Origin of the sequence: Nocardioides sp. Soil774 (assembly GCF_001428125.1) — a bacterium.
GTDB lineage: Bacteria > Actinomycetota > Actinomycetes > Propionibacteriales > Nocardioidaceae > Nocardioides.
The window spans coordinates 544,320-568,422 of sequence record NZ_LMSM01000005.1 but is presented as its reverse complement, the minus strand read 5'-3'; the positions used below and the strand labels follow the sequence as shown (position 1 = coordinate 568,422).

The 24,103-nt window shown below is 72.2% G+C and carries 22 protein-coding genes; 17 read left to right on the top strand and 5 right to left on the bottom strand.

Annotation, left to right across the window (positions count from 1 at the left end; all coding sequences use genetic code 11):
• Positions 1–40 precede the first annotated feature (40 nt).
• From ASG76_RS05475 to ASG76_RS05430, 10 genes are all read left to right on the top strand, one after another.
• On the top strand, positions 41–526 hold the full coding sequence (locus ASG76_RS05475; RefSeq protein ID WP_056600934.1) for a SigE family RNA polymerase sigma factor: 486 nt from the start codon (positions 41–43) through the stop codon (positions 524–526).
• Positions 523–1,824 carry a hypothetical protein gene (locus ASG76_RS05470; protein WP_056600932.1) on the top strand — a complete coding sequence of 434 codons (1,302 nt, stop codon included), beginning with the start codon at positions 523–525 and terminating at the stop codon, positions 1,822–1,824. Before ASG76_RS05475 ends, ASG76_RS05470 begins: the two co-directional genes overlap by 4 nt.
• Positions 1,825–1,907: 83 nt before the next feature.
• The gene (locus ASG76_RS05465; RefSeq protein ID WP_056600930.1) at positions 1,908–3,950 is read left to right on the top strand and encodes an NAD(+) synthase; all 2,043 of its coding nucleotides are present in this window, start codon (positions 1,908–1,910) and stop codon (positions 3,948–3,950) included.
• A 101-nt stretch (positions 3,951–4,051) separates the two neighbouring features.
• A complete protein-coding gene (locus ASG76_RS05460; RefSeq protein ID WP_056600927.1) occupies positions 4,052–4,690 on the top strand; it encodes a hypothetical protein in 639 nt (212 codons plus the stop codon).
• Positions 4,691–4,779: 89 nt separating this feature from the next.
• Positions 4,780–6,123, top strand: coding sequence for a type I glutamate--ammonia ligase (gene glnA / locus ASG76_RS05455; protein WP_056600926.1), 1,344 nt, complete (start codon positions 4,780–4,782; stop codon positions 6,121–6,123).
• Between the two features lie 4 nt (positions 6,124–6,127).
• Positions 6,128–6,847: a type 1 glutamine amidotransferase gene (locus ASG76_RS05450; RefSeq protein WP_056600924.1), complete on the top strand. Its 720-nt coding sequence runs from the start codon at positions 6,128–6,130 to the stop codon at positions 6,845–6,847.
• Positions 6,844–9,837, top strand: a complete 2,994-nt coding sequence (locus ASG76_RS05445; protein ID WP_056600922.1) for a bifunctional [glutamine synthetase] adenylyltransferase/[glutamine synthetase]-adenylyl-L-tyrosine phosphorylase — start codon at positions 6,844–6,846, stop codon at positions 9,835–9,837. The genes ASG76_RS05450 and ASG76_RS05445 overlap by 4 nt, the downstream gene beginning before the upstream one ends.
• 45 nt (positions 9,838–9,882) lie before the next feature.
• A complete protein-coding gene (locus tag ASG76_RS05440; protein ID WP_056600920.1) occupies positions 9,883–10,530 on the top strand; it encodes a SatD family protein in 648 nt (215 codons plus the stop codon).
• Between the two features lie 11 nt (positions 10,531–10,541).
• The gene (locus tag ASG76_RS05435; protein WP_056600918.1) at positions 10,542–11,270 is read left to right on the top strand and encodes a hypothetical protein; all 729 of its coding nucleotides are present in this window, start codon (positions 10,542–10,544) and stop codon (positions 11,268–11,270) included.
• A gap of 109 nt (positions 11,271–11,379) precedes the next feature.
• Positions 11,380–12,534 (top strand): hypothetical protein, encoded by a 1,155-nt coding sequence (locus tag ASG76_RS05430; RefSeq protein ID WP_056600916.1) that lies wholly within the window; start codon positions 11,380–11,382, stop codon positions 12,532–12,534.
• A gap of 522 nt (positions 12,535–13,056) precedes the next feature.
• Here the strand turns inward: ASG76_RS05430 and ASG76_RS19345 are convergent.
• A complete protein-coding gene (locus ASG76_RS19345) occupies positions 13,057–14,136 on the bottom strand; it encodes a hypothetical protein (RefSeq protein ID WP_200948067.1) in 1,080 nt (359 codons plus the stop codon).
• A gap of 398 nt (positions 14,137–14,534) precedes the next feature.
• Here ASG76_RS19345 and ASG76_RS05420 point away from each other — a divergent pair, with 398 nt between their 5' ends.
• The 5 genes from ASG76_RS05420 (at position 14,535) to ASG76_RS05400 (ending at position 20,172) form a co-directional block, all read left to right on the top strand.
• Complete coding sequence (locus ASG76_RS05420; RefSeq protein WP_056600912.1) at positions 14,535–15,833, top strand: HNH endonuclease signature motif containing protein; 1,299 nt, start codon at positions 14,535–14,537, stop codon at positions 15,831–15,833.
• A 191-nt stretch (positions 15,834–16,024) separates the two neighbouring features.
• On the top strand, positions 16,025–17,113 hold the full coding sequence (cax, locus tag ASG76_RS05415) for a calcium/proton exchanger (protein WP_162254085.1): 1,089 nt from the start codon (positions 16,025–16,027) through the stop codon (positions 17,111–17,113).
• Between the two features lie 224 nt (positions 17,114–17,337).
• On the top strand, positions 17,338–17,643 hold the full coding sequence (locus ASG76_RS05410; protein WP_157558956.1) for a hypothetical protein: 306 nt from the start codon (positions 17,338–17,340) through the stop codon (positions 17,641–17,643).
• A 158-nt stretch (positions 17,644–17,801) separates the two neighbouring features.
• Entirely contained in the window at positions 17,802–18,368 is a 567-nt protein-coding gene (locus tag ASG76_RS05405) for a TerD family protein (RefSeq protein WP_056600907.1), read from the top strand.
• A 214-nt stretch (positions 18,369–18,582) separates the two neighbouring features.
• A complete protein-coding gene (locus tag ASG76_RS05400) occupies positions 18,583–20,172 on the top strand; it encodes a CHAP domain-containing protein (RefSeq protein ID WP_056600905.1) in 1,590 nt (529 codons plus the stop codon).
• Between the two features lie 51 nt (positions 20,173–20,223).
• Here ASG76_RS05400 and ASG76_RS05395 read toward each other — a convergent pair whose 3' ends face one another.
• From ASG76_RS05395 to cobT, 4 genes are read right to left on the bottom strand one after another with little or no spacing between them, the layout of a single operon-like run.
• Entirely contained in the window at positions 20,224–20,910 is a 687-nt protein-coding gene (locus ASG76_RS05395) for a maleylpyruvate isomerase family mycothiol-dependent enzyme (protein WP_056600904.1), read from the bottom strand.
• Positions 20,911–20,914: 4 nt separating this feature from the next.
• Entirely contained in the window at positions 20,915–21,442 is a 528-nt protein-coding gene (locus tag ASG76_RS05390) for a bifunctional adenosylcobinamide kinase/adenosylcobinamide-phosphate guanylyltransferase (protein ID WP_056600902.1), read from the bottom strand.
• A gap of 31 nt (positions 21,443–21,473) precedes the next feature.
• Positions 21,474–22,253 carry an adenosylcobinamide-GDP ribazoletransferase gene (locus tag ASG76_RS05385; protein WP_235529413.1) on the bottom strand — a complete coding sequence of 260 codons (780 nt, stop codon included), beginning with the start codon at positions 22,251–22,253 and terminating at the stop codon, positions 21,474–21,476.
• Complete coding sequence (gene cobT / locus ASG76_RS05380; protein ID WP_082587269.1) at positions 22,250–23,314, bottom strand: nicotinate-nucleotide--dimethylbenzimidazole phosphoribosyltransferase; 1,065 nt, start codon at positions 23,312–23,314, stop codon at positions 22,250–22,252. Before cobT ends, ASG76_RS05385 begins: the two co-directional genes overlap by 4 nt.
• Positions 23,315–23,343: 29 nt before the next feature.
• Here cobT and ASG76_RS05375 point away from each other — a divergent pair, with 29 nt between their 5' ends.
• Entirely contained in the window at positions 23,344–23,868 is a 525-nt protein-coding gene (locus ASG76_RS05375; RefSeq protein WP_056600901.1) for a 2'-5' RNA ligase family protein, read from the top strand.
• A gap of 26 nt (positions 23,869–23,894) precedes the next feature.
• Entirely contained in the window at positions 23,895–24,098 is a 204-nt protein-coding gene (locus tag ASG76_RS05370) for a hypothetical protein (RefSeq protein WP_056600899.1), read from the top strand.
• Positions 24,099–24,103: the final 5 nt, after the last annotated feature.

Below are 24,103 nucleotides of genomic sequence, written 5' to 3'. Positions count from 1 at the left end.
TCGGCGCTCGGTGCAGTTGAGTGGGTGACGAGGGGGATGCGTGGACGAGCAGGGCTTCACCGAGTGGGTGACCGGGCGGCAGCGCCAGCTGCTGCGCTCGGCCTACCTGCTCACCGGTGACCTGCACCGCGCCGAGGACCTCGTGCAGGAGGCGCTGACCAAGGTGGCGCTGCGGTGGGCGCGGCTCGCCGACGGCAACCCGACGGCGTACGCGCTGCGGATCATCGCCCGCGACAACATCTCGTGGTGGCGCCGCCGCCGCGACGTGCCGACTGACTCGTTCCGCGACGCGGGGGCGAGCGAGGAGCCCGAGACCGCTCTGGTCGTACGCCGAGCGCTGGCGCGCCTGACGCCGGCGCAGCGGGCCGTGCTGGTGCTGCGGCACTTCGAGGACCTCACCGAGCGCGAGACCGCCGACGTGCTCGGTGTCTCGATCGGCACCGTCAAGAGCCAGAACGCCGCCGCGCTCGCCCGGCTGCGCACCGGAGCCCCCGAGCTCCTCAGCCTCATCGGGAGGACGCCGTGACCGACCTGCACCGAGTGCTCACCGAGGCGACCGAGCACGTGGGATCGCCCGACCTGGCCGGGCGCGCGCTGGCCGGCGCCCACCGCCGACGCGTGCGACGTGCTGCCGCCGGCGCGCTCGCCGCCGTCGTGCTGGTGGGCGGCGGTGTGGCGTGGGCGGTGCAGGACCGGGTGCCGCACGCGGACGTGGTGGACACGCCGGTGCCGACCCCGGACGGCGGCACCGTCGACCCGGCCGACCTGCCTGCCGTCCCGGCGATCGACCCCGGTGCGGTCCAGGCCCTGTGGGACCCGGCGGGGGCAGGCCGCCTGCCGTGGGTGGACCTCGGCCTCCCGGAGTCGCTCCAGCCTCCGGTCGAGACCTACGACCCGCCGATCGAGTCGCCACCGCTGGTCAGCATGCGGGGCGCGCGGGCGGTCGTCGCGAGGGACGACCGGCTCTACCTCCTCGACACCGACGGCACGCGTGGGTGGTACTCCCTGGAGTGGCCGGACGAGCCGCTCGCTCCGGCCGACGACTACCTGGCGCTGTCGCGGGACGGCACGATGCTCTCGTTCGCCGGCAGGGACGGGCTCTGGTCGCGCGAGGTCCGCAGCTCGCGATGGCGCCGCGTCGACTACCCCGACGGGTTCCGGGCCGGGAGCGAGTACGGCGTCAGCATCGAGGCGCTCGTGGCGGAGATGGCGTACCTCTCGGACGGCGAGGACCGGTGGCAGATCGACGTGCAGACGGGCAGGGCCGACGAGATCAGCGTGCCCCCCTACGTCTACGACGTGGAGCTCGCTCCGAACGGAGTCGTCCTCGGGCTCGGTTCTGCCGGTCGAGGACCGTACTTCGTGCGCGCACTCGTGGAGATGATCGGCAGCCGCACGTCGGTCACCCGGGCCGACGCGTTGCAGAGCCTGACCGGCCTCGCTGCCGACGAGGACTCGCTCGTCGCGACCCGAGGGGTGTCCACCCCACCCGGCGACGCACCGGACGACACCTGGCGCAACGGACTCGTCGCGCTGGATCGCGACGACTGGTCGACGCGGGCCTACCTGCCGATCCGCGACCCGCGCTGGGCCTACACCGACGGCGGGCTCCTCACGTCGATCGCCTGGCTGGACGCCGACACCGTCCTGGCGCAGGTGGTCGCACCCGACGGTGCGTACGACGCCGGCGAGCTGACCCTCTTCACCTGGAACGTCGAGACGGGCGAGCTGCGCAAGGTCGCGGCCCTGCCCGCGGGGCAGCGCTTCGACGTGGCCATCGACCTGCTGGGGAGCCTGGGGTCGATCGCCGGGGTGGTCCAGTGAGAACTGGCTGCCGCGGGCGACGTACTGCCGCCGTTGGTCACTGGACTACGGGGGAGGGCGGTGCGAGTCCCTAGAGTGGCGGCGTGGACTTCTACTCCGCCTACGCCCAGGGCTTCGCGCGGATCGCGGCCGTCACCTTGCCGGTGCACCTCGCCGATCCCGCCGCCAACGCGGCCGCGGTCATCGAGCAGGCCCGCGCCTGCCACGACGACCACGTCGCGGTCGCGGTCTTCCCCGAGCTGTGCCTGACCGGCTACTCCGTCGACGACCTGTTCCTCCAGGACACGCTGCTCGAGGGCGTGCAGGAGGCGATCGCGGAGATCGTGGCCGCGAGCGCCGACCTGATGACGGCGCTCGTCGTCGGCGCGCCGGTCGTGCAGGGCAACCGCGTGCACAACTGCGCGGTCGTCATCCACCGCGGCTCCGTGCTCGGCGTCGCCCCGAAGTCCTACCTGCCCAACTACCGCGAGTTCTACGAGCGCCGGTGGTTCGCGCCGGGCGACGACCGCGAGCTCGAGTGGGTCTCGGTCGCCGGGCAGGACGTGCGGTTCGGCCCCGACCTCGTCTTCCGCTGCCTCGACGTGCCCGGCCTCGACCTGCACGTCGAGGTGTGCGAGGACATGTGGGTGCCGGTGCCGCCCAGCGCAGAGGCCGCGCTGGCGGGTGCCACGGTGCTGGCCAACCTCAGCGGCTCACCGATCACCGTGGCGCGCGCGGAGGACCGTCGGCTGCTGGTGCGCAGCGCGAGCTCGCGGTGCTCGGCGGCGTACGTCTATGCCGCGGCGGGGCAGGGCGAGTCGACGACCGACCTCAGCTGGGACGGCCAGACGATGGTCTACGAGTGCGGCGACCTGCTGGGCGAGAGCGAGCGCTTCCCCGACGGCCCGCGCCGCAGCGTGGTGGACGTCGACCTCGACCGGATCCGCCAGGAGCGGCTGCGGCAGGGCACCTTCGACGACAACCGCCGCACCCACCACGAGCGCACCAACCGCTTCCGTACGGTCGAGTGGGAGCTCGACCCGCCGGCCGGCGACATCGGCCTGCTGCGCAAGGTCGACCGCTACCCCTTCGTGCCCGACGACCCCGAGCGGCTCGCGCTCGACTGCTACGAGGCCTACAACATCCAGGTCTCCGGCCTCGAGCAGCGACTCACCGCCATCGGCACGCCCAAGGCCGTGATCGGCGTCAGCGGCGGCCTCGACTCCACGCACGCGCTGATCGTGGCCTGCAAGGCGATGGACCGGCTCGGCCGTCCGCGCAGCGACGTGCTGGCCTTCACGATGCCCGGCTTCGCGACCGGCGCGACCACCAAGTCGTACGCCACCCGCCTCTCGCAGGCGCTCGGCGTCACCTTCGCCGAGATCGACATCCGCCCCGCCGCGGAGCAGATGCTCGCCGACATGGGCCACCCCTACGCGAGCGGCGAGAAGGTCTACGACGTCACCTTCGAGAACGTGCAGGCCGGCCTGCGCTACGACTACCTCTTCCGCCTGGCCAACCAGCGCGGCGGCATCGTCGTCGGCACCGGCGACCTGTCGGAGCTGGCGCTCGGCTGGTGCACCTACGGCGTCGGCGACCAGATGTCGCACTACACCGTGAACGCCGGCGTGCCCAAGACGCTCGTGCAGCACCTCATCCGCTGGGTGGTCAGCCACGGCGAGCTCGACGAGGCCGCCAACGAGGTGCTGGTCGAGATCCTCGGCCAGGAGATCACCCCCGAGCTCATCCCGATCGAGGAGGGCAAGAAGGCGCAGGCCACCGAGGACTCGGTCGGCCCCTACAACCTCCAGGACTTCACCCTCGCCCACGTCGTACGCCTGGGGGTGCGACCGCGCAAGATCGCCTTCCTGGCCTGGCACGCGTGGAAGGACGTCGACGCGGGGGAGTGGCCGCCCGGGTTCCCCGACGACGCGCGCGTGGCCTACGACCTGCGCGACATCCGTAGCTGGCTCGAGGTGTTCGTCAAGCGCTTCTTCGCCAACCAGTTCAAGCGCTCGGCGCTGCCCAACGGGCCCAAGGTGAGCGCCATGGGCACCATGAGCCCGCGCGGCGACTGGCGGATGCCCAGCGACGCCAAGGCCACGGCCTGGCTGGCCGAGATCGAGCGGGACGTGCCGACCTCCTGAGGCGTGCGCTGCGCCGGTCCTCGCGGGGACGTCTGGACCGGTGCAACCTCTCGCCGCCGCGATGCGTCCACACTGAGCCGGACCAGACACGGGGAGAGCTCATGACCATCCGCACGACCACCACCGCACGCGCCGCATCGGCCGCCGCCGTCCTGCTCGCGACGCTGCTCGCGCCCGCCACGTCGTACGCCGTCGCGCCGGACGCGGCCGCCGCGCCGCAGGCACGCACGGCCGAGCCACGCACCCGGCTCACCTTCACCGTCGCCGACTGCGAGGGCTGCCGGGTCCAGCTGACCAGCGCGCTCGGGACCTACGCCGAGGCTGACGCCGGGCTCGTCGACATCTGGACCTCGCGCGAGCGGGTCGTCGAGGACGGGTCGGTCACCTTCACGATGGCGACCCGGCGCACGTCGGGGCTCTCGGCCACCGTGGTCGCGCCGTGGGAAGGCTTCACCGGCTACCTCACCACTGTCGCGTGGCGCTACAACGGCAAGCGGGTCGGCGACCCGGTCACCCTCGAGGAAGCTGTCACCAGGACGAAGGCGTCCGCGTGCTGGGAGGGCACGCGCCGGCGCGAGGTCACCCTGCCGCTCGTGGTGGAGAAGGTCCGCGTGCGCGGGGTCCACAAGATGGTCCCCGGCAGCATCGCCTACCTGCCCACCACCCAGAGCTGGCTGAGGCCCGTGCGCGAGGTGTGGGACGGCGTCCTCGGCTCGCAGGACGTCAACATCTGCCACTGACGCCACCAGGTCGCGGCACGTGGTCATGTGCGTGGTCATGTGCGTGGTCATGTGCGGGCGGCGCCGCGCACGACCCCTAGGCTGGCCCCATGGGCAAGCAAGAGGACTTCGTACTCCGCGCGCTCGAGGAGCGTGACGTCCGGTTCGTGCGGTTGTGGTTCACCGACGTGCTCGGCTTCCTCAAGAGCGTGAGCGTGGCCCCGGCCGAGCTCGAGAACGCCTTCGAGGAGGGCATCGGCTTCGACGGCTCGGCCATCGAGGGCTTCGCCCGCGTCTACGAGTCCGACATGCTCGCGCACCCCGACGCCTCGACGTTCCAGATCCTGCCGTGGCGCGGTGGCCAGGAGGGCCCGCAGACGGCGCGGATGTTCTGCGACATCCGGATGCCCGACGGCAGTCCGTCCTACGCCGATCCGCGGCACGTCCTGAAGCGCACGCTGGGCGCGGCGGCCGACAAGGGCTTCACGTTCTACACCCACCCCGAGATCGAGTTCTACCTGTTCAAGAACGTGCCGGGGAAGGGCGACGAGCCCGAGCCGGTCGACCGCAGCGGCTTCTTCGACCACACCGCGCAGTCGCGGGGCTCGGACTTCCGCCGCGAGGCGATCACGATGCTCGAGGCGATGGGCATCTCGGTGGAGTTCAGCCACCACGAGGGCGGCCCGGGCCAGCAGGAGATCGACCTGCGCTACGCCGACGCGCTCACCACGGCCGACAACATCATGACCTTCCGCACGGTCGTCCGCGAGGTCGCGCTGGGCCAGGACATCTGGGCCTCCTTCATGCCCAAGCCGTTCACCACCCACCCCGGCTCGGGCATGCACACCCACGTCTCGCTCTTCGAGGGCGACCGCAACGCGTTCTTCGAGGCCGGCGCGCAGTACCAGCTGTCGAAGACCGGGCGGCAGTTCATCGCCGGCATCCTGCGCCACGCCAGCGAGATCAGCGTGGTGACCAACCAGTGGGTCAACTCCTACAAGCGCCTGCTGGGCGGCGGCGAGGCGCCCTCGTCGATCTGCTGGGGCCACAACAACCGCTCGGCGATGATCCGCGTGCCGATGTACAAGCCCAACAAGGGCCAGTCGACCCGCATCGAGCTGCGCACCGTCGACCCGGCGTGCAACCCCTACCTCGCCTTCGCGGTCATGCTGGCCGCCGGCATGAAGGGGATCGAGGAGGGCTACGAGCTGCCGCGCGAGGCCGAGGACGACGTGTGGTCGCTGACCGAGCGCGAGCGCAAGGCCCTCGGCATCGCGCCGCTGCCCAAGAGCCTGTCGGAGGCCATCGACGTGGCGGAGAGCTCGGAGCTGCTCGCCGAGACGCTCGGTGAGCACGTCTTCGACTTCTTCCTGCGCAACAAGCGCTCGGAGTGGGAGGAGTACCGCACCCAGGTCTCCGCCTACGAGCGCGACCGGATGCTCCCGGTCCTCTGAGCCTGTGACCGGCCCGCGCGTCCTCGTCGTCGAGCACCAGGAGTCCTGCCCGCCGCACCTGGTGGGCCGCTGGCTGACCGACGCCGGCTGCACGCTGTCGGTCTGCCGCCCCTACGCCGGTGATGCGTTGCCCGCGCTGACGTCGTACGACGCGGTGCTGGTGCTGGGCGGCGAGATGAGCGCCAACGACGACGACACCGTGCCGTGGCTGGGCCCGCTCAAGGCGGGCATCCGCGACGCGGTGGATGCCGGGACGCCGCTGCTGGGCATCTGCCTGGGCCACCAGCTGATCGCCGCAGCCCTCGGTGGCGTGGTCGAGCGCAACCACCGGGGGCAGATCGTCGGGCTGCAGCCCGTGGGCTGGTCCGAGCACGCGGCCGCTGATGACTGGGTCGCCGGGCACAGCGGCACCGAGGTGGCGATCCACTGGAACAACGACATCGTGGTCGCGCTGCCCGAGGGCGCGGTCGTGCTGGCCCGCAGCCCCGGCGGCGAGGTGCAGGCGGCCCGCTTCGGCCCGGCTGCGTGGGGCGTCCAGGCGCACCCCGAGGCCGACACCGGGGTCGTGTCGCGGTGGGCGGAGTCCGACCGTGCCGACCACGTCGCGCTGGGGCTCGACCAGGACGCGGTGCTGGCCGCGATCGAGCAGGCCGGCCCGGCGCTGGCCGCGCACTGGCGTCCGCTCGCGGCCCGCTTCGCCGAGCTCGCGGGGGCCCGCGGATGAGGTCGGCGGGCTCCTTCGTCCGGATCGGCTTCGTCGACGGGGCGGCTGCTGCGGACGGCATCGAGCGGCTCGGTGACGCAGGGCGTCCGCTCACCGACACCCTCGCCGCCACCGCCGACCCCGACGCCGCGCTCGAGGGCCTGCTGCGCCTCTCCGACGCGCTCGACGAGGAGTCCGCCGGCGCCGGTGCCGCGATGCTCTCGGAGGTCGCCGACGACGAGGGCACCGCGATGCGGCTGTGCAGCGTGCTCGGCGCGAGCGCCGCGCTGACCCACCACCTCGTGCGGCACCCGGGGCACTGGCGCGAGCTGACCGACCCGACGCTGGGCAGCACCCGCCCGGCGGCGTACGCCGTGCGCGAGGCGATGCTGACCGCGGTCGGCGCCGACCCGCACGCCGACGAGCCGGTCGCGAGCCTCCCGGACGCCGACGCCGTCGACGTGCTGCGAGTGGAGTACCGCCGGATCCTGCTGCGGCTCGCCGCCCGCGACCTGGCCCACCACGTCGGCATCGACGACGCCGCCGCGGAGATCTCCGACCTGGCCGGCGCGACGCTCGAGGCGGCGCTGGCCATCGCCCGGGCGCGCGTGGGGGAGACCGCCCACGCGGTGCGGCTCGCCGTGATCGCGATGGGCAAGTGCGGTGGGCACGAGCTCAACTACATCTCCGACGTCGACGTGGTCTACGTCCACGAGCCCGCCGTGCTCGCGTCGGGGGAGCTGGCCGACGACTCGGTCGCGCTGCGCGCGGCCACCCAGCTCGCCTCGCACCTGATGCGCATCTGCTCCGACCACACGCGCGAGGGCACCATCTGGCCGGTCGACGCCAACCTGCGCCCCGAGGGCAGCCAGGGTCCGCTGGTCCGCACCCTCGCCAGCCACCGCGGCTACTACGAGAAGTGGGCCAAGACCTGGGAGTTCCAGGCGCTGCTCAAGGCGCGCCCGGTCGCGGGCGACCTGGCGCTGGGGCGCGCCTACCTCGAGACGATCGACCCGCTGGTGTGGAGCGCGGCGGAGCGCGCCGGCTTCGTCGCCGACGTGCAGGCGATGCGCCGCCGGGTCATCGAGCACATCCCCGCCCACGAGGCCGAGCGGCAGATCAAGCTGGGCTCGGGCGGCCTGCGCGATGTCGAGTTCGCCGTGCAGCTGCTCCAGCTCGTGCACGGCCGAGCCGACCCGACGCTGCGCGAGGGCGCGACGCTGAGCGCGCTGGCCCGCCTCACCGACGGGGGCTACGTCGGGCGCGAGGACGGCGAGCGGCTGCACGAGGCCTACTCCTTCCTGCGCACCCTCGAGCACCGCATCCAGCTGCACCAGCTGCGGCGCACCCACGTGCTGCCCGACGACGAGGCGTCGCTGCGCCGGCTGGGCCGCTCTCTCGGGCTCTTCTCCGAGCCGGCCGCGCAGCTCGACAAGCAGTGGCGCTACCACCGCCGTGAGGTGCGCCGGCTGCACGAGAAGCTGTTCTACCGCCCGCTCCTCGGCGCGGTCGCCAAGCTGTCGGGCAACGAGGCCAGGCTCTCGCTGGAGGCGGCCGAGGCCCGGCTCGCGGCGCTCGGCTACGCCGACCCGAGGGCGGCGCTGCGCCACCTCGAGGCGCTGACCGCCGGCGTCTCGCGCACCTCCGACATCCAGCGCACGCTGCTGCCGGTGCTGCTCGAGTGGTTCGCCGACTCGCCCGACCCCGACGCGGGGCTCTTCGGCTTCCGTCGCATCAGCGAGAGCCTGGGGCGTACGCCGTGGTACCTCACGATGCTGCGCGACGAGGGCGAGGTCGCCCAGCGCCTGGCCTTCCTGCTCGGCACCTCGCGCTACGCCACCGACCTGCTCGAGCGCGAGCCGCGCGGGGTGAAGATGCTGGGGGAGTCGCTCGAGCCGCTGAGCGCCGAGGCCGTGCTGGCCGAGATGCAGGCGCTCACCGAGCGTGCCGAGTCGCCGGAGGCCGCGGTCGTCGCCGTGCGGGCCGTACGTCGTCGCGAGCTGCTGCGCATCGCGTGCGGCGAGCTCGTCGCCGGCACCGACGTGGCGCTGGTCGGCCAGGGGCTGAGCCGGCTCACCGACGCGACCCTGCAGGCAACGCTCGACATCGCGACCGAGTCCGTACGGCGCCAGCGCGAGCTCGACGAGCTGCCGAGCCGCATAGCGGTGGTGGCGATGGGGCGCTACGGCGGTTTCGAGCTGTCCTACGGCAGTGACGCCGACGTGATGTTCGTCCATGACCCGGTCGAGGGGGCGGACGTGCAGGCGGCGACGTCGTTCGCCACGGCGGTGGTCTCCGAGCTGCGGCGGCTGCTGTCGCTGCCTGCGAGCGACCCGCCGCTCGAGGTCGACCCCGACCTGCGTCCGGAGGGCAAGAACGGCCCGATGGTGCGCACCGTGGAGTCCTACGCCGCCTACTACGCCAAGTGGTCGCACGTGTGGGAGTTCCAGGCGCTGCTGCGCGCCGACGCCGTGGTGGGCGACGAGGCGCTGCGCCGCGAGTTCACCGAGCTCATCGACCCGATCCGCTTCCCCGCCGGTGGGCTCTCGGACTCCGACGTCATCGAGGTGCGCCGGATCAAGGCCCGCGTGGACGACGAGCGGCTGCCGCGCGGCGCGGACCGGCACACGCACCTCAAGCTCGGGCGCGGTGGTCTCGCCGACGTGGAGTGGACCGTGCAGCTGCTGCAGATGCGCCACGCCGGCGAGGTGCCGGGCCTGCGCACCCCGCAGACCCTCTCCGCGCTGGAGGCGGCGGTGGCGGCCGACCTCGTCTCCGAGGCCGACGCGGCGACGCTGGCCGAGGCGTGGCGCCTGGTCAGCCGGGTGCGCAACGCCGTCACGCTGGTGCGGGGCAAGCCGTCGGACCAGCTGCCCCGCGACGCACGCGAGCGCGCTGCCGTGGCGCGGGTGCTGGGCTACCCGCCGGGCTCGAGCGACGAGATGGTCAACGACTACCTCCGCACCACGCGGCGGGCGCACGCCGTGGTGGAGCGCGTGTTCTGGGAATGAGAGGTTCCTGGCTTCATCACGGCCTAATCAATGTATGATCTTCATATGGCTCAGGTGAAGACAGAGGCTTCAGTCACGGTGATCGGTGACCTCGTCGGCTCGCGCCGGAGCGAGGACCGGGCGGCTGTGCACGCGCGCTTCGAGCAGGCGATCGGGGCCGTCAACGCCGAGCTCGCCCCGAGGGTGCCCCTGCGCATCGGCCTGGGCGACGAGTTCCAGGGGATCTTCGCCAGCCTCGGCGACGCGATCGCCGCGACGCTGCGGATCCGGATGGCGCTGCTACCCGACATCGACGTGCGGCAGGGGATCGGCTGGGGTCAGGTGCAGGTCCTGTCCGAGGAGCCCCGGGTGGAGGACGGTCCCGGGTGGTGGGCCGCCCGGGCCGCGATCGAGACCGTCGAGGCCTACGAGCGCAAGGCGTCGCTGCGCGCGGTGCGCACGGCGTACGTCGCTGCCGGCGGAGAGCCGGGCCCGGACCCCGCGCTCGTGAACGCCGCCCTGATGACGCGCGACGTCGTGGTCACCGGCCTGTCGGAGCGCTCGGTGTCGGTGCTCGATGGTCTGATGAGGGGCAGGCGGCAGCAGGACATCGCCGACGACCTGGGCATCAGCGCCTCGGCCGTCTCCCAGCGGGTCCGGGCCGAGGGGCTCGGTGTCGTGCTGGCTGCCGACGAGCTGCTGCGAGATCTCTGAAGGAGGGGCGGATGAGCTGGCTGGGGGTCCTGCTGATCGGCTTCGCCGTCACCGACCTGGCGCACGCGGTGCGACGGGTGCGGTTCCTCCCCGAGTGCGTCGGCGCGCTGGTCGCCCTGTCCGTCGGGCTGCTGGCCGGGTTGACCTCGGCTCGCGACGTGGTCGCGTTGTCCGTCATCGCCGTCCTGGTCCTGGCGTGGGGCTCCGCGGTGACGTGGGGCTTCGGTCACTCGGGGCCGGCGTGGCTGCCGCTGGCCGTCTTCGTCGTCTCTTTGTCCGCCGCGGTGGCCGTCTCCGGTCTCGCGCCGTCGGCCGGCGGCCCGTTGGGGACGTGGCTGTCCTCCGTGGAGCTCCCCGCCCTGGAGGACGTCTCGGCCGACCGCTTCCTGCTCGTGCTCGGCGCCTTCGGCATCCAGCTCTCGACCGGCAACGTCCTGGTGCGACTGGTCCTCAAGTCGACCCGGACCATCAACCCCGGTGCAGACGGAGCGATGCCACGTACGCCGCTCAAGGGCGGCCGGCTGCTCGGCCCGCTCGAGCGCGTGTTCATCCTGGCGCTCGCGCTCGGCGGTCAGGTGACCGCGGCTTCCGTCGTGGTCGCCGCCAAGGGCCTGCTGCGCTTCCCCGAGCTCTCCTCGCGGCGGGACCAGGAGCGGATCCACCAGCTGACGGAGTACTTCCTGCTGGGGTCTTTTGTGTCGTGGCTGGTGGCGTTGGGGTCGTACGTGTTGTTGGTGTGAGGGGGGTCGGGGGCGCCCAGCCCGCCGCGTTTACGCGTGCTCGAAACGTCCGGGATCTGTCGGGACATGCCGACCGCTCTGATGACATCCCCCCGCCCAGGCAAGGCAGGTGACCACGTCGCCGTCGGCGGGTGCTGTCACGCTGGCCTGCATGGGGGAACAACGCCAACCACTGTTCGATGACTTCAAACGAACCAACGCCACGCCGGCGAGCCACCAGGAGTCCAGCTTCGACTTCCTTAGCCGCATCGCCGGTGACTATTGGGAGTGCCCTCGTGCCCTCATGCAGGAGTGGCTCGACCGCATCCCAGGCGAGCAGGAGTACAACGACGTGCGGCAGCGGTTCCGGTCCCGGGACGACGAGCAGTTCCGCAGCGCGTTCCTTGAGCTCTACTTGCACGAAAGTCTCGTAAGGGCTGGGTACACCGTCACAATCCATCCCGAGGTCACGGGCACTAGTCGCCGCCCGGACTTCCTGGCAGAGCGCGACGACCTCCGGTTCTTCGTCGAGGCCATTGCGCCAGGCTCGACTCCAGCCGAGAAGGCGGCGGCGCAACGCCGAGCCGTACTGTTCGACACGGTGAATCGGTTGGGCGACCCCAACTTCATGCTGTGGCTGGACGAGCTCGAAGAGGGGGTCTCGCCACCCGCCTCCGCACGCCTTCGCCGGGACCTCCGGCGCTGGCTCGCGAGGCTCGACCCCGATGCCCCGTGGGAGGCGGACGCGGCGCCGACGCGTCGATGGGAGCACGACGGCTGGGCGGCTACATTTAGGGCGGTTCCGAAGAAGCCCGAAGTTAGAGGCACGAGGTCGAACGATCGGGCGATTGGTGTTTACGGCCACACGGGTGTCGACTTCGTCAATGACGCGCCGGCGATCAAGAAGGCACTGGCGACGAAGCACCACGAGTACGGGGACCTCGGGGCGCCGTTCGTCATCGCGGTCGGCACCTACATCCACGACAGGGACCGTTGGCACAGCGGCAACGCCATGTTCGGGCCCGTCGCCGTGCAGATCGGCGAGGCGCCCGACGGTTCGACGGTGACCCGGGAAGTCCGGCAGCCGGATGGCTACTTCGGCACGCCACCGAAGTGGGCCAACCGCCACGTCTCTGGCGTTCTCCTCGTGAATCAGCTCATGCCGTACTACGTGCAGCGAGCGGAGACGACCCTCTGGCGGCACCCGAACCCAGCCCACGAGCTTCCCGAAGCGGTTGGGTTTCCAGGCCGACACGCTGAGCCTTGCCGACGACACGCTGGTTGAGGCCTCAGCCCCCACGAGGGCAGACGAGTTCTTCGGACTTCCGGACCCTTGGCCACCTGGCGATGCGTGGCCGGACGACGAGTAGGCGTATCCGATCGAGCAGCCCAAAGGGGCGATCGATTCGTCGGCTCACGAGCAAGGGGGCGTAACTGCGCGATGCGTCATTCCGCCGCCTGTCGTCCGACCTGTATCGGCGACCGACGCAGGGCGTAGTCGTGCAACGACGCACGTCGATCACAGCAGGCGCGATTGGTCGCATCTCCGATTCGTCGGCATCCACTCGTCGATCCACCGCGCCGTCGACCCGCACTCCCGCCGAGGCCTGCCGTGACTGCTCGTCACGCTCCTCGTCGCCGCGTGGGCTCCGTCCTGGGAGCCGCCGTCTCGGCCACCGGCACGAGCTTGGCGTCGTACGACGAGGCGCCCTTCTCGGGCGTGCGCGTGCCTTGCTGGCTCTGAACGCACGAGCGGCCGTACCTCCCGCAAGGTACGGCCGCGTGCATGCAGTTGGTCAGGTCGCGGTCAAGGGGTCGCACCAACCGCGCACAACACGTACAGGGTCGGGGTGGCCCCGCTCGTGTTGGTCGTGATGTTGACCACCCAGTCGGGGCCGCCCGTCGGATAACTCATTCGCACGAGGACCGTGCCGCCGCTGGGCTGGTATCCCATCGAGACGGCGACCTCGCCGGGATCACAACTCAGCGTGATGAAGTGGTCCGCGGCCGAGGTCATCGGCGGCACCACGGTGGACCTTCTCGTGAAGGTTGTTCCTGCGCCGGCAGGTCCTGCCGGCCCCGCAGCTCCCGCCGGTCCTGCCGGTCCTGCCGGTCCTGCCGGTCCTGCCGGTCCTGCCGCACCGGCGGCCCCATCTGCGCCGGTGGCGCCGGTCAGACCCTCCGGCCCTTGCGCGCCGGCCTGGCCCTCGGGCCCCTGGGCGCCACTCTCGCCAGTGGCACCCGTGGCACCCGTGGCACCCGTGGCCCCGTCGTCGCCCTTCGGGCCGATGGGGCCGCGGAGGTTGACCACGGCCATCCAGCCGTCAGCATCCTTCACGTAGGTGTCGTACGTCGTGGTGTCGAAGTACCAGTCGCCGACGGCGCCGGATGCAGGTCCCGGGGCACCGGACCCACGAAGCCACACGCTGCCCGCAGCCCCGTCGGCGCCATCCGCGCCATCAACTCCGTTGGCTCCGTCAGCTCCGGTGGCGCCGGCCGCACCATCGGCACCTGCCATGCCGGTCGCTCCCGTCGCACCGCGGGAACCCGTCGCACCTGCGGCACCATTGGTGCCCTGCGGGCCGGTCGCGCCAGGCGCTCCGGTCGCGCCCATGATGTTGACGCGGAACTCCCAACCGCGTGCGGTCATCTTGTAGGTGTCGCCACTCGACTCGTCGAGGAACCACGTCCCCACAGCCGCGTCCTTGCTCCGCGGCGTTCCGTTGCCTGCAATCCAGCGGGTCTGCAGCCGCGCGATGGCCGCGGCGCTGATCTGCTTCGTGCCGATCGAGTTGTCAGCGATGTTCGCTGACGTGATGGTCTTGGCAGCTATGTCACGGCCCGTGATGAGCGCGCCGGCGGTCGCACCGCCGACTCCCGCGGACACCACCAGCGCCCCAGCGACCGCCAGAGCCGCGATCGTGCGACCCTCCCGAAACCGTGACAGGCGTGACAGTTGTGCAAGCAAGATGAGACCCCCAGTCGAAGAGCGCACCCTCCACGGGGCGCGCAGCGTCGTCGACCTTAGGTGGGCAGCACGGCTGCGTCAGGCGAAGGACGAAAACTTCCGGATGAGTCGGGTGCCTCGAAGAACTCTGGCGACAACACAGGGTTTTCGAACCCACCGCCACCGACGCTGTCGGTGGCCGCAAGTAGAGTTGACACACAGTTTCGAGCGAGCGAGCTCGGGTCCTACGGATAGCCGCACATCGGCTGCACTCACCTCAGACATCGGCCCCCCACCTGTTGTCGACGCGCCTTCCTGGCGCGGAGAGGTCCGATCCCGTGAGTGCCATCCCAGCCGAGGACGAGCAGTCCTGGGGTGCGCCTGGCCTGGCGGCCGGTGCGTCGCCGCTGTTGGCGTCGCTGCTGCGACGTCTCGACGGCGTTCTGGACGAGCTCCACGCGGTGTCGTTGGGAGCCCTGGTCGATGCTGACGTGGTGCGGCTGCTCGATGCCGCCACTGCGGCCTCGAGCCGGGTGGCGAGCCTGGAGTGCCGGTCGGTCGCGGAGGCCGACAGCAGGCGGTTGGGCGACGAGATCGGTGCCAGGCACACGCACGAGTGGTGGGCCAGGCGCAGTCGTCGGACCAGCGCAGACGCCTCGCGCTCGACCCGGCTCGCCACAGCGCTGGAGTCCGAGCGGCACGGTGCGGTGGCTCGCGAGCTGGCCGCCGGCCGCCTCCGGGTCGAGCAGGCGCGGGTGATCGTTGAGGCGGTCGACGCGCTCCCAGCCCGGGTGGATGCCCAGACGCGGGAGCAGGCGGAGTCGGTGCTGGTCGGCCTCGCCGCGCAGCACGACGCGCGGGAGCTGCGGCAGATCGGGAAGCGGATCCTGGACGTGGTGGCTCCGGAGGTGGGGGAGTGTCACGAGGAGTCGGTGTTGCTGGAGGAGGAGTCGCGGGCCGACGCGGGCGTCGACTTCGCCATGTCCGACGACGGCCTGGGCAGGTGTCATGGCACGTTCACGGTGCCGTCCCACGTCGGGAAGATGCTGAGGCGGCACCTGCTGGCGTTGGCGAACCCGGCCCGGCACACCGAGGCCGAGCTCCTCGACGAGACCGGCGGGTGGAAGCCGCTGCGCCGACGGATGGGGGAGGCGCTCGTGGAGTACGTCGAGCGCTACCCCGTCGATGCCGCACCGCAGACCGCGGGGGTGAACGCCACCATCGTGGTCACCATGACCCTGGAGCAGCTGCTGGGCGAGCACGCCACCGCGCTGCTCGACGACGGCACCCGCATGACCGCAGGGCAGGCCCGTCGGCTGGCGTGCGAGGCAGCCATCATCCCGGTCGTGCTCGACAGCAGGTCCCAGCCGATCGACCTCGGTCGTGCGGCCAGGTTGTTCAGCAGGGCCCAGCGCATCGCCCTGGGTCTGCGTGACGGCGGCTGCACCGCCCGCGGCTGCGAGACCAGTGCATCGGGGTGTCATGCCCACCACGACGACCCGTGGTCCAGGGGCGGGCTCACCGACCTGGCCAACGGCCGGCTGTTGTGCCCGCGCCACCATCGTCTGGCCCACGACTCCCGCTACGCGATGACCGTCCACGCCGACAACAAGGTCGAGTTCGCCAGGCGGACGTAGACCGGCCCATGGACAACGGCTCACCCCTGCGCGTTCGTGAGCATCATCCGACGAAGGGGCGCCCCGCTCTTGCTTCATGGGGGGGTGGTGTCGGGGTCGTACGTGCTGTTGGCGTGAGGGCGGGACAGCCCGTCGCGCGAACGGGCAGGCTCGCGCTCGTTAAGGTGCGAGCCAGTCGTCGAGGAGGATTCATGAAAGCGCGATCACTGGGGCCGTGGCGTTGGCTGGACCTCTTGGTGGTGGCGCTGCCGGTCGCCGTCGCCGCCCGTCTGCTCCACTCCGGAGCGGCCGTGCTGTTCGTCCTGGCAGCCCTCGCGGTGATCCCGCTCGCCGGTCTGGTCGGTCGCTCCACCGAGGTGCTTGCCGAGACCTTGGGCGGCAGCAAGGGCGCACTGCTCAACGCCACGTTCGGCAACATGGCCGAGCTCATGATCGCCGCGCTGCTCGTCCTCAACGGTGAGATCGCCGTGCTCAAGGCATCCGTCACCGGCTCGATCATCGCGAACCTCCTGCTGTTGCTGGGGGTCGCCATGATCGTCGCTGGGCGCGGCAAGGGCGAGGTGAAGATCACCGCCACCTCACAGATCCAGTCGACCATGCTGTTCTTGTCGATCGGCATCCTCCTGCTGCCCACCGTGTTCTCCTTCCGGCCGGAGAGCTCGACGAGCCGGCTCGACGAGGTCAGCTGGTTGGTCGCCCTGATCCTCTTCGTGGTCTATGCCCTCTCGCTGCTCTTCATGCTGCGCACCCACCAGAAACTCTTCCGTGCCGAGTCCGCGGTCGACGCCGACGCCGACGCCAACGAGCACAGGGCCACCTGGTCGGTCAGGGGCGCGGTCGCCGTCCTGGCTGTCGCGACGGTCCTCGTCGCGATCGCCGCCGAGATGGTCGCCAGCAGCGTGCAGGAGGCCGGCTCCGCCCTCGGCCTGCACAGCGGGTTCATCGGGTTCGTGATCCTGCCGCTGGTGGGCAACGCGGCAGAGCAGTTCAGTGCACTCACCCTTGCTGCCAAGGACAAGCTCGGGACGGCCGCCGAGATCGCGGTCGGCGCCAGCATGCAGCTGGCGATGCTGGTGGTCCCCATCCTGGTGCTCCTCGGCGCGATCACCGGCCACCCGTTCGACCTGGCCTTCAGCCTCCTGGAGCTCACGGCGTTGCTCGTCGGGACACTGCTGACTCGCCAGCTCCTCGACGACGGGAAGACCAACTGGCTCGAAGGGGTCATGCTGCTCGGGCTCTACCTGGCCTTCGCCGGTGCGGTCTTCTTCGCAGAGATCTGAGCACCTGCGGCACGAAGTGCCGCCTCGACGGACCGGACGGGCACGAAGTGCCGGGTCAGCGGGTGGGCGCACTCGCGTCGGGCTCGTCCCGACGAGTTCCCCCATGTGGGCGATGTGGCGGCGGGCACGCCCGGGTGACCCTGCAACCAGGCGTGGGACTCGGGCTCGGCCCCTGACGCGGCGCCGCACGCCGCGAGATCGGTTCCGACGAGAGGTGGGCGAGGATGATGGTGAAGCGTTTGTGCGCGACCGCTTTCTGCGTGGTCGCCGTGGTGGCCGGTTCGGCCGGTCAGGCCGCGGCTGGCGAGGTGAAGGGACCTCCGGGCACCCCCAACAACGTCAACGAGACCGGGGCCCTCGATCACGCCAACTCGGCGTGCGCGGCGAGTGGGCTCAACGACATGGACTCGACAGCGGGGCAGACCAGCTCGCAGGTGCAGACGGCGGCGGACTCGTGGAGGTACTACGGCCTCCCGAAGGGCGCTCCCGGCACGCTCGGACTGTGCCGGGGTGGCACCGGCGAGCCGTGAGGGGGCGGTGCCTCCCGGCGCGCCCGTGACGACCGACCATGAGGGCCACCTCCTCGCGTGCGAGGCGGTGGCCCCCGTGCGTCGAGTGTGTCCGACCGAGCGTGGGTGAGGGGTGGTCCCTGTACGTTCGAGGGCACCACCGGACGGAGGAGCGACCCGTGATCGAGCTGACCGAGGGCCAGGAGCTCACCCTCACCGCCGTCGACGGAACGCCCCTGACCACGGTGCAGATGGCCGTCGGCTGGGACCACGCTCCGACGGCCGGGTTCATCGGCAGCGGAGCAGCGCCCATCGACCTCGACGCCTCGGCCGTGCAGTTCGCGGGCGGCCAGCTCTTCGACCTCGCCTTCTTCAACCACCTCGCGACCCGGGACGGCTCGGTGACCCACCTGGGCGACAACATCACCGGGAAGGGCGAGGGCGACGACGAGGTGATCACCGTCGACCTGATCAAGGTCTACGCCAAGGTCGACTCGATCCTGTTCCTGGTCAGCAGCTATCAGGGGCACTCCCTGGAGTTCATCCGCAACGCCTACTGCCGCCTCGTCGATGACCACGGCACCGAGCTGGCCCGCTTCACCCTCACGCTGGGGGTCCGGGAGACGGGGCTCGTCATGGCCACGCTGGTCCGCGACGGGTCGGCCTGGAAGCTCCGCGCGATCGGGAGCGGCATCGCCCTGAAGACGCCGACGGACTCGGTCGAGGCACTCCTGCCCTTCGTCTGACGACCTCCGCGTCGCCGACCTCACCCCCCGCGGGCGCCTGCGAGCGCTGCCCGAACGAATTACACATTTGTTCTTCACTCATCGGCGTGGCGGGCTTGACTTATGACCCATACGATCTCTCATCGTGCAACAACAGCCTCATTCGTCACAGCCGTCACAGCGGCAACGCCCCGCCCTCGTAGCGCTCCAGCGCTGCGTGCGGGGTGCCGGTCGCGTGGTCAAGCTGTTCACGGGTGTGCTGGCGGTGATCGTGCTGTTGGTGCCCACTGGGGCCGACCGGATCAGCCTGGTCACGTCGACGTACCTCTGCTCCGGCTACGCCGGCTGCCAGACCGCGGGCTACGGCAACGCCGGCTACCGGCAGGCGTCGGGGACGGCGTACTGGCGCATGTTCACCGGCCACAACTGCACCAACTACGTCGCCTACCGCCTGGTCCAGTCCGGGATGCCGAACGTGCGCCCCTGGGAGGGCAGCGGCAACGCCTCGAACTGGGGCGTGGCGATGGCGAGCATCACTGACCAGACTCCCACGGTCGGGTCCGTCGCGTGGTACCGGTCGAACGTCACCCCGGCGGGCTCGAACGGCCACGTCGCCTACGTCGAGCAGGTCATCTCCGCCACCGAGATCGTCGTCTCGGAGGACTACTGGGGCGGGGACTTCCACTGGCGTCGCGTCACCATGTCCGGTGGGGGCTGGCCCTCGGGGTTCATCCACTTCAACGACCGCGTGGTCGCGCCCACCACCGCTCCCGCCATCGTCGGGACCCCTGCGGTCGGAGCGCCGCTGGAGGTGGCGCCCGGTGCCTGGACGCCCACGCCCAGCACCGTGACCGTGCGGTGGCTCGCCGACGGCGCTGCCATCCCGGGCGCGACAGCCGCCAACTACGTCCCGACCCCCGACGTGAAGGGCAAGGCGCTGACCGCGGAGGTCACGGCCGCGCTGGACGGCTACTCCGCCGGTCAGGCGGTGCTCGCCACCGCTCCCGTCGCCCCCGGCTCGTTCGAGCGCACGGCGGTGCCGACGATCCAGGGTGTCGCCGAGGTCGGTCAGACCCTGACGCTCACGACCGCGTCGTGGTCGCCGCAGCCCGCCAAGGTGACGACCCAGTGGTACGCCGACGGCGTCGCCATCCAGGGGGCCACCGGTGGATCCCTCGTCCTCACCCGCGACCACATCGACCGGCGCATCAGCGCGCGCGTCCAGGCCAGCGCGAGCGGCTACCGCAAGTCCACCTCGACCGCGCTCGAGACCACCCCGGTCCTCGCCAAGCCCATCGTGATCACGAGCCCGTCCCGCGTGAAGGGCGCACCTCGGGTGGGGAGCAAGCTCGTGGCCCAGGTCGGGAGCCTCAAGCCCACCGACGCGAAGGCGACGTACGCCTGGTTCAGGGACGGGCAGCGCATCGCCAGGACCACGAAGCCCACCTACACGGTCCGCCGCGCCGACCTCGGCCGCGCCCTGTCGGTGCAGATCACCCTGTCGCGCCAGCACTTCCGCGACACCACCGAGTCCGTCGCCGTCGCCGCCGTCACGACCGTGCCGGAGGTGAAGGTGCACTCCGAGGCCACGCGCAAGCGCGTCGTGCTCGACATCCGCGTCAAGGCTCCGGGTGCGTCGCGCCCGGACGGGGCCGTGACCGTCAGCGTGGGGGGCCGCACGGTCGACGCCCAGGTCGTCGGCGGACGGGCACACGTCGTCGTGCGCGACGTCCGGCCCGGCACGAAGCCGGTGGTCGTGCGCTACGCGGGGACGGCCGTCGTGGAAGCCGCGGTCGCGCGGGGCAGCGTCACCGTCCCGCGCTGAGGCGGTCGCCGCCGTCGTCGCAGGATCCCCGTGGGCCGAGCGTACGGGCGCTCAGGGGGTGACGGCTGCCGACAGCAGCGCCGCCGCGCGCGGGTCGAGGGCGGTGACGTCGGCGCGGTGCCAGAGCAGCCGCAGCAGCACCTCGGCACGGTCCCGGACCACGACCGGATCGCCATGTCCGATGGTGACGTCGCCGGACACGTCGGTGGCAATGAGCCGTACGGCATCGGCGGGCGGCTGGGCGCGCCCGAGCCGGACCTGGCGGGGATGCAGGACGTCGACCACCTCGAGGACGCCGTCCCACGCCAGCCACGGATCGATCGGGCGGGGCTGGCCGAGCGCCTCCTCGAGGTCCCAGACGTGCATCGCGGTCTCGTGCACCTGACGACGGCGCCAGAAGCCCGCGGTGCGGTCGTCGCGGTCGAGCGTCCACGCGGGGGCGTCGCTCGGTGTCCGCGTGAGCACGTCGAGGAGGTGCGCGGCGCGATCGGCGTACCACTCGGCGAGCTCGCGGGAGTCGGTCGCCGACGGCTGCTCGGGGCTGAGGTCGGGGTCGCCCGCGACCACGGCGTGGGCTGCCCACTCGTGCACGCCGCCCAGGTGCGCGACCAGGTCGTGCACCGTCCAGTCCGGGCGGTGGGTGACCGGAGCGTCGAGGTCGGCGTCCCGGACGAGGTCGGCGAACGTGTCCGTGCGGGCGCGGAGCAGGGCGAGCCAGTCGGGGGTCGGGTGGTCCACAGGCTCAGAGTCGCAGCACGCGACCGGCGACGACGAGGTGCACCTCGTCGCAGGACGCGGCGACCCGCTGGTTGACCGTGCCCAGCAGGTCGCGGAACAGCCGGCCCGAGCGGTGCTCGGGCACGACCCCGAGACCCACCTCGTTGGTGACGACCACGACGTCGTGCTCGGAGCCCCGCAGCGCCTCGGTGACGGCGTCGGTGCGGGCCAGCACCAGGTCGTGCACGCGGTCGGCGTCGAGCTCCCACGCGTCGGCGGCGTCGACGACGGCGGTGAGCCAGGTGCCGAGGCAGTCGACCAGCACGGGCTGCTCGGCCCCGGCGAGCGCGCCGGCGAGGTCCTGCGTCTCGAGGGTCGTCCACGCCGCGGGACGCCGGGCCCGGTGGGCGGCGATGCGAGCGGTCCAGTCGGAGTCGGCCTCCGCGTCGGGCGTGGGCCCGGCAGCGACGTAGGTCGCGGGCTCGTCACCGATCAGGGCCTCGGCGTGGGTCGACTTGCCGGACCGTACGCCGCCGGTGACCAGGATCCGCATGGCGCGCATCCTGTCAGAAGACGGAGCCCGCTCAGACGGTGGCGGCGGCCAGGACGAGCACCGCGAACGACACCTCGACCGCCGCTCCCAGCACGTCTCCCGTGATCCCGCCGAGCCGGCGCGAGCAGCGCAGCAGCAGCACGACCACGACGCCCGCCATCACCACCAGGCCGACGAGCGGCGGCCACACCGACCCGAGCGCGTGACCGGCCAGGCCCGCGGCGAACCCCGCCACCAGCAGGACCGCGACGGTGCCGACGACGGGGACCGCGCCGATGACGGTCGCGCCGAGGCCGTCGGCCCGCGCGGCCGGGACGCCGCGCACGCAGGCCAGCGCCAGGCTCGAGCGGGAGGCGCAGACGAGCAGGGCGATCGCCCACCAGCCGTGCTCGTGCCGCAGCACGGCGGTGAGGCCGGCGGCCTGCAGCCCGGCGACCAGCACGACGGCGACCACGCCGGCCGGGCCGACGGGCCCGGTGCGCATGACCTCGAGCGAGCGCTCGGGGGAGTACGACGCGGTGAGGCCGTCGGCGGTGTCGGCCAGCCCGTCCCAGTGGAAGGCGCGGGTGCCGAGGGCGAGCGTGAGGAGGACGGCGTACGCCGTGGCGAGGGGCGGGAGGTCGATCCAGCCGCCCACGAGCACGACGGCCGCAGCGGCCGCGGCGAGCGGCATCACCGCCAGCGGCGCCAGGACCATCGCCAGCCCGGCGACCGAGCGGTCGACGCGGCCCGGGGGTGGCACCCGCACGACGGTGAGGGTGCCCGTGGCCAGGAGCCACGCGTCGCGCAGCGTCGTCCGGGGCAGCGTCACGAAGGCAGGACCTCGGACAGGAGCGCCACGTCGCGCAGCACGGCGACGGCCGAGCGCAGCACCGGGAGGGCGGCGACGGCGCCCGAGCCCTCGCCGAGGCGCATGCCGAGGTCGAGCAGCGGCTCGAGGCCGAGCGACTTCAGCGCATGGGTCTGCGCCGGCTCGGTGGAGCGGTGCCCGGCGACCCACCAGGCGGACGCGCCCGGCGCGATCGCCTCGGCCAGCACCGCGCAGGCCACCGACATCAGCCCGTCGAGGACGACCGGCACCCCGCGGGTGGACGACTCGACGAGGAAGCCGGTCGCGGCCGCCAGGTCGGCGCTGCCGATCGCGGTGAGGACATCGACGGGCTCGCCCGTGCGGCCCTCGACGCGGATCAGTGCCTGCGCGACGACGTCGCGCTTGCGGGCCCAGCCGTCGTCGTCGACGCCGGTGCCGCGGCCCGTGACCTCGTCTGCGGGCAGGCCGAGCACGGCCGCGACGAGCGCGGCAGCCACGGTGGTGTTGCCGATCCCGAGGTCGCCGGTCATCAGCACCTGGGCGCCGTCGTCGACGTGGGCGCCCGCCACCTCGGCGCCGAGGGCGAGCGACCGCACGGTCTCCTCGCGGGTCAGGGCGTCGGCGAGGTGGATCGGCCCGGAGCCGCGGCGCACCTTGCGGGCGGTCACGTCGGCCGGCAGGTCGTCGAGGTCGGCGTCGACGGCGACGTCGAGCACGCTCACCGCCACGCCGTGCTCGCGCGCGAGGGCGGACACCCCGGCTCGGCCCGACACGATCGTGCGCACCATCGCCTCGGTGACGGCGGCGGGGTAGGCCGAGACGCCGTGCGCGGCCACGCCGTGGTCACCGGCGAACACCACGAGGCGTACGTCGTCGAGCGGGCGCGGCGGCACCTCGCCCTGCGCGGCGGCCAGCCAGGCGCCGAGCTCGCCGACGCGGCCCAGCGCGCCGGGCGGCGTGGCCAGGCCGGACAGGCGCTCGCGGGCGCGGTCGAGGACCTCGGGGGACGGGGGAGCGAGGCGGGCTGCGGGGCGGGGTGCAGTGCGGGGGGTGTGGTCCATGGCGTGCGCCAGCCTGCCAGTCTGTGCCCGTGACCGGCCACTCCGTCCTGCAGCTGCCCGTGCCGGAGCTCGAGGGGTGGGTGCGGGCGCGGACGGCGCACTACGACGCCGGCTTCGTCTCCGACGACCCGCGCTTCGGGCACGCGCACATCACCGCGCTCGGCCCCTTCGACCCCGCACCGTCGGCCGAGGTGCTGGCGAAGGTCGCCGGCATCGCCGCTGCCACGGCCCCCGTCGCGGTCCGGCTGGCCGACCTGGCGCAGTTCCCCAACGGGATCATCCACCTCGTGCCCGACCCGGTCTCGTGCCTGAAGGACCTGACCGCCAGGCTGGTCGCCGCGTTCCCCGACCACCCGCCCTACGGCGGCGAGTTCGGCGACGACGTGCGCCCGCACCTCACCGTCGATGCCGCCTCCGAGGAGGTCAGCCTGGCCTCCACCGCCGCGCTGCTCCGCGACGTCGTCCCGGTCGAGGTCGTTCTCGACACGCTCCAGCTCGCCTGGTGGGAGACGGGGCGGTGCCACGTGGTGGCGCAGTGGCCGCTCGGCGGCTGAGTGGCATCTCGTGGCAGGATCACCGCATGGCTTCATGGGCGCACCTCGAGATCACTGTCGACGACCAGGGCAACGTGGAGGTCGGCGGCTACAACGCCGACCCCGAGGCGCTCGTCGCCGGGACCGAGTCGTGGGAGGACCTGCTGACCAGCCTCGGCGTCAACGGCTGGGAGCTCGTGCAGGTGATCCCGGGCGTCGAGACGACGTACTGGTTCAAGCGCGAGGCCTGAGCCGG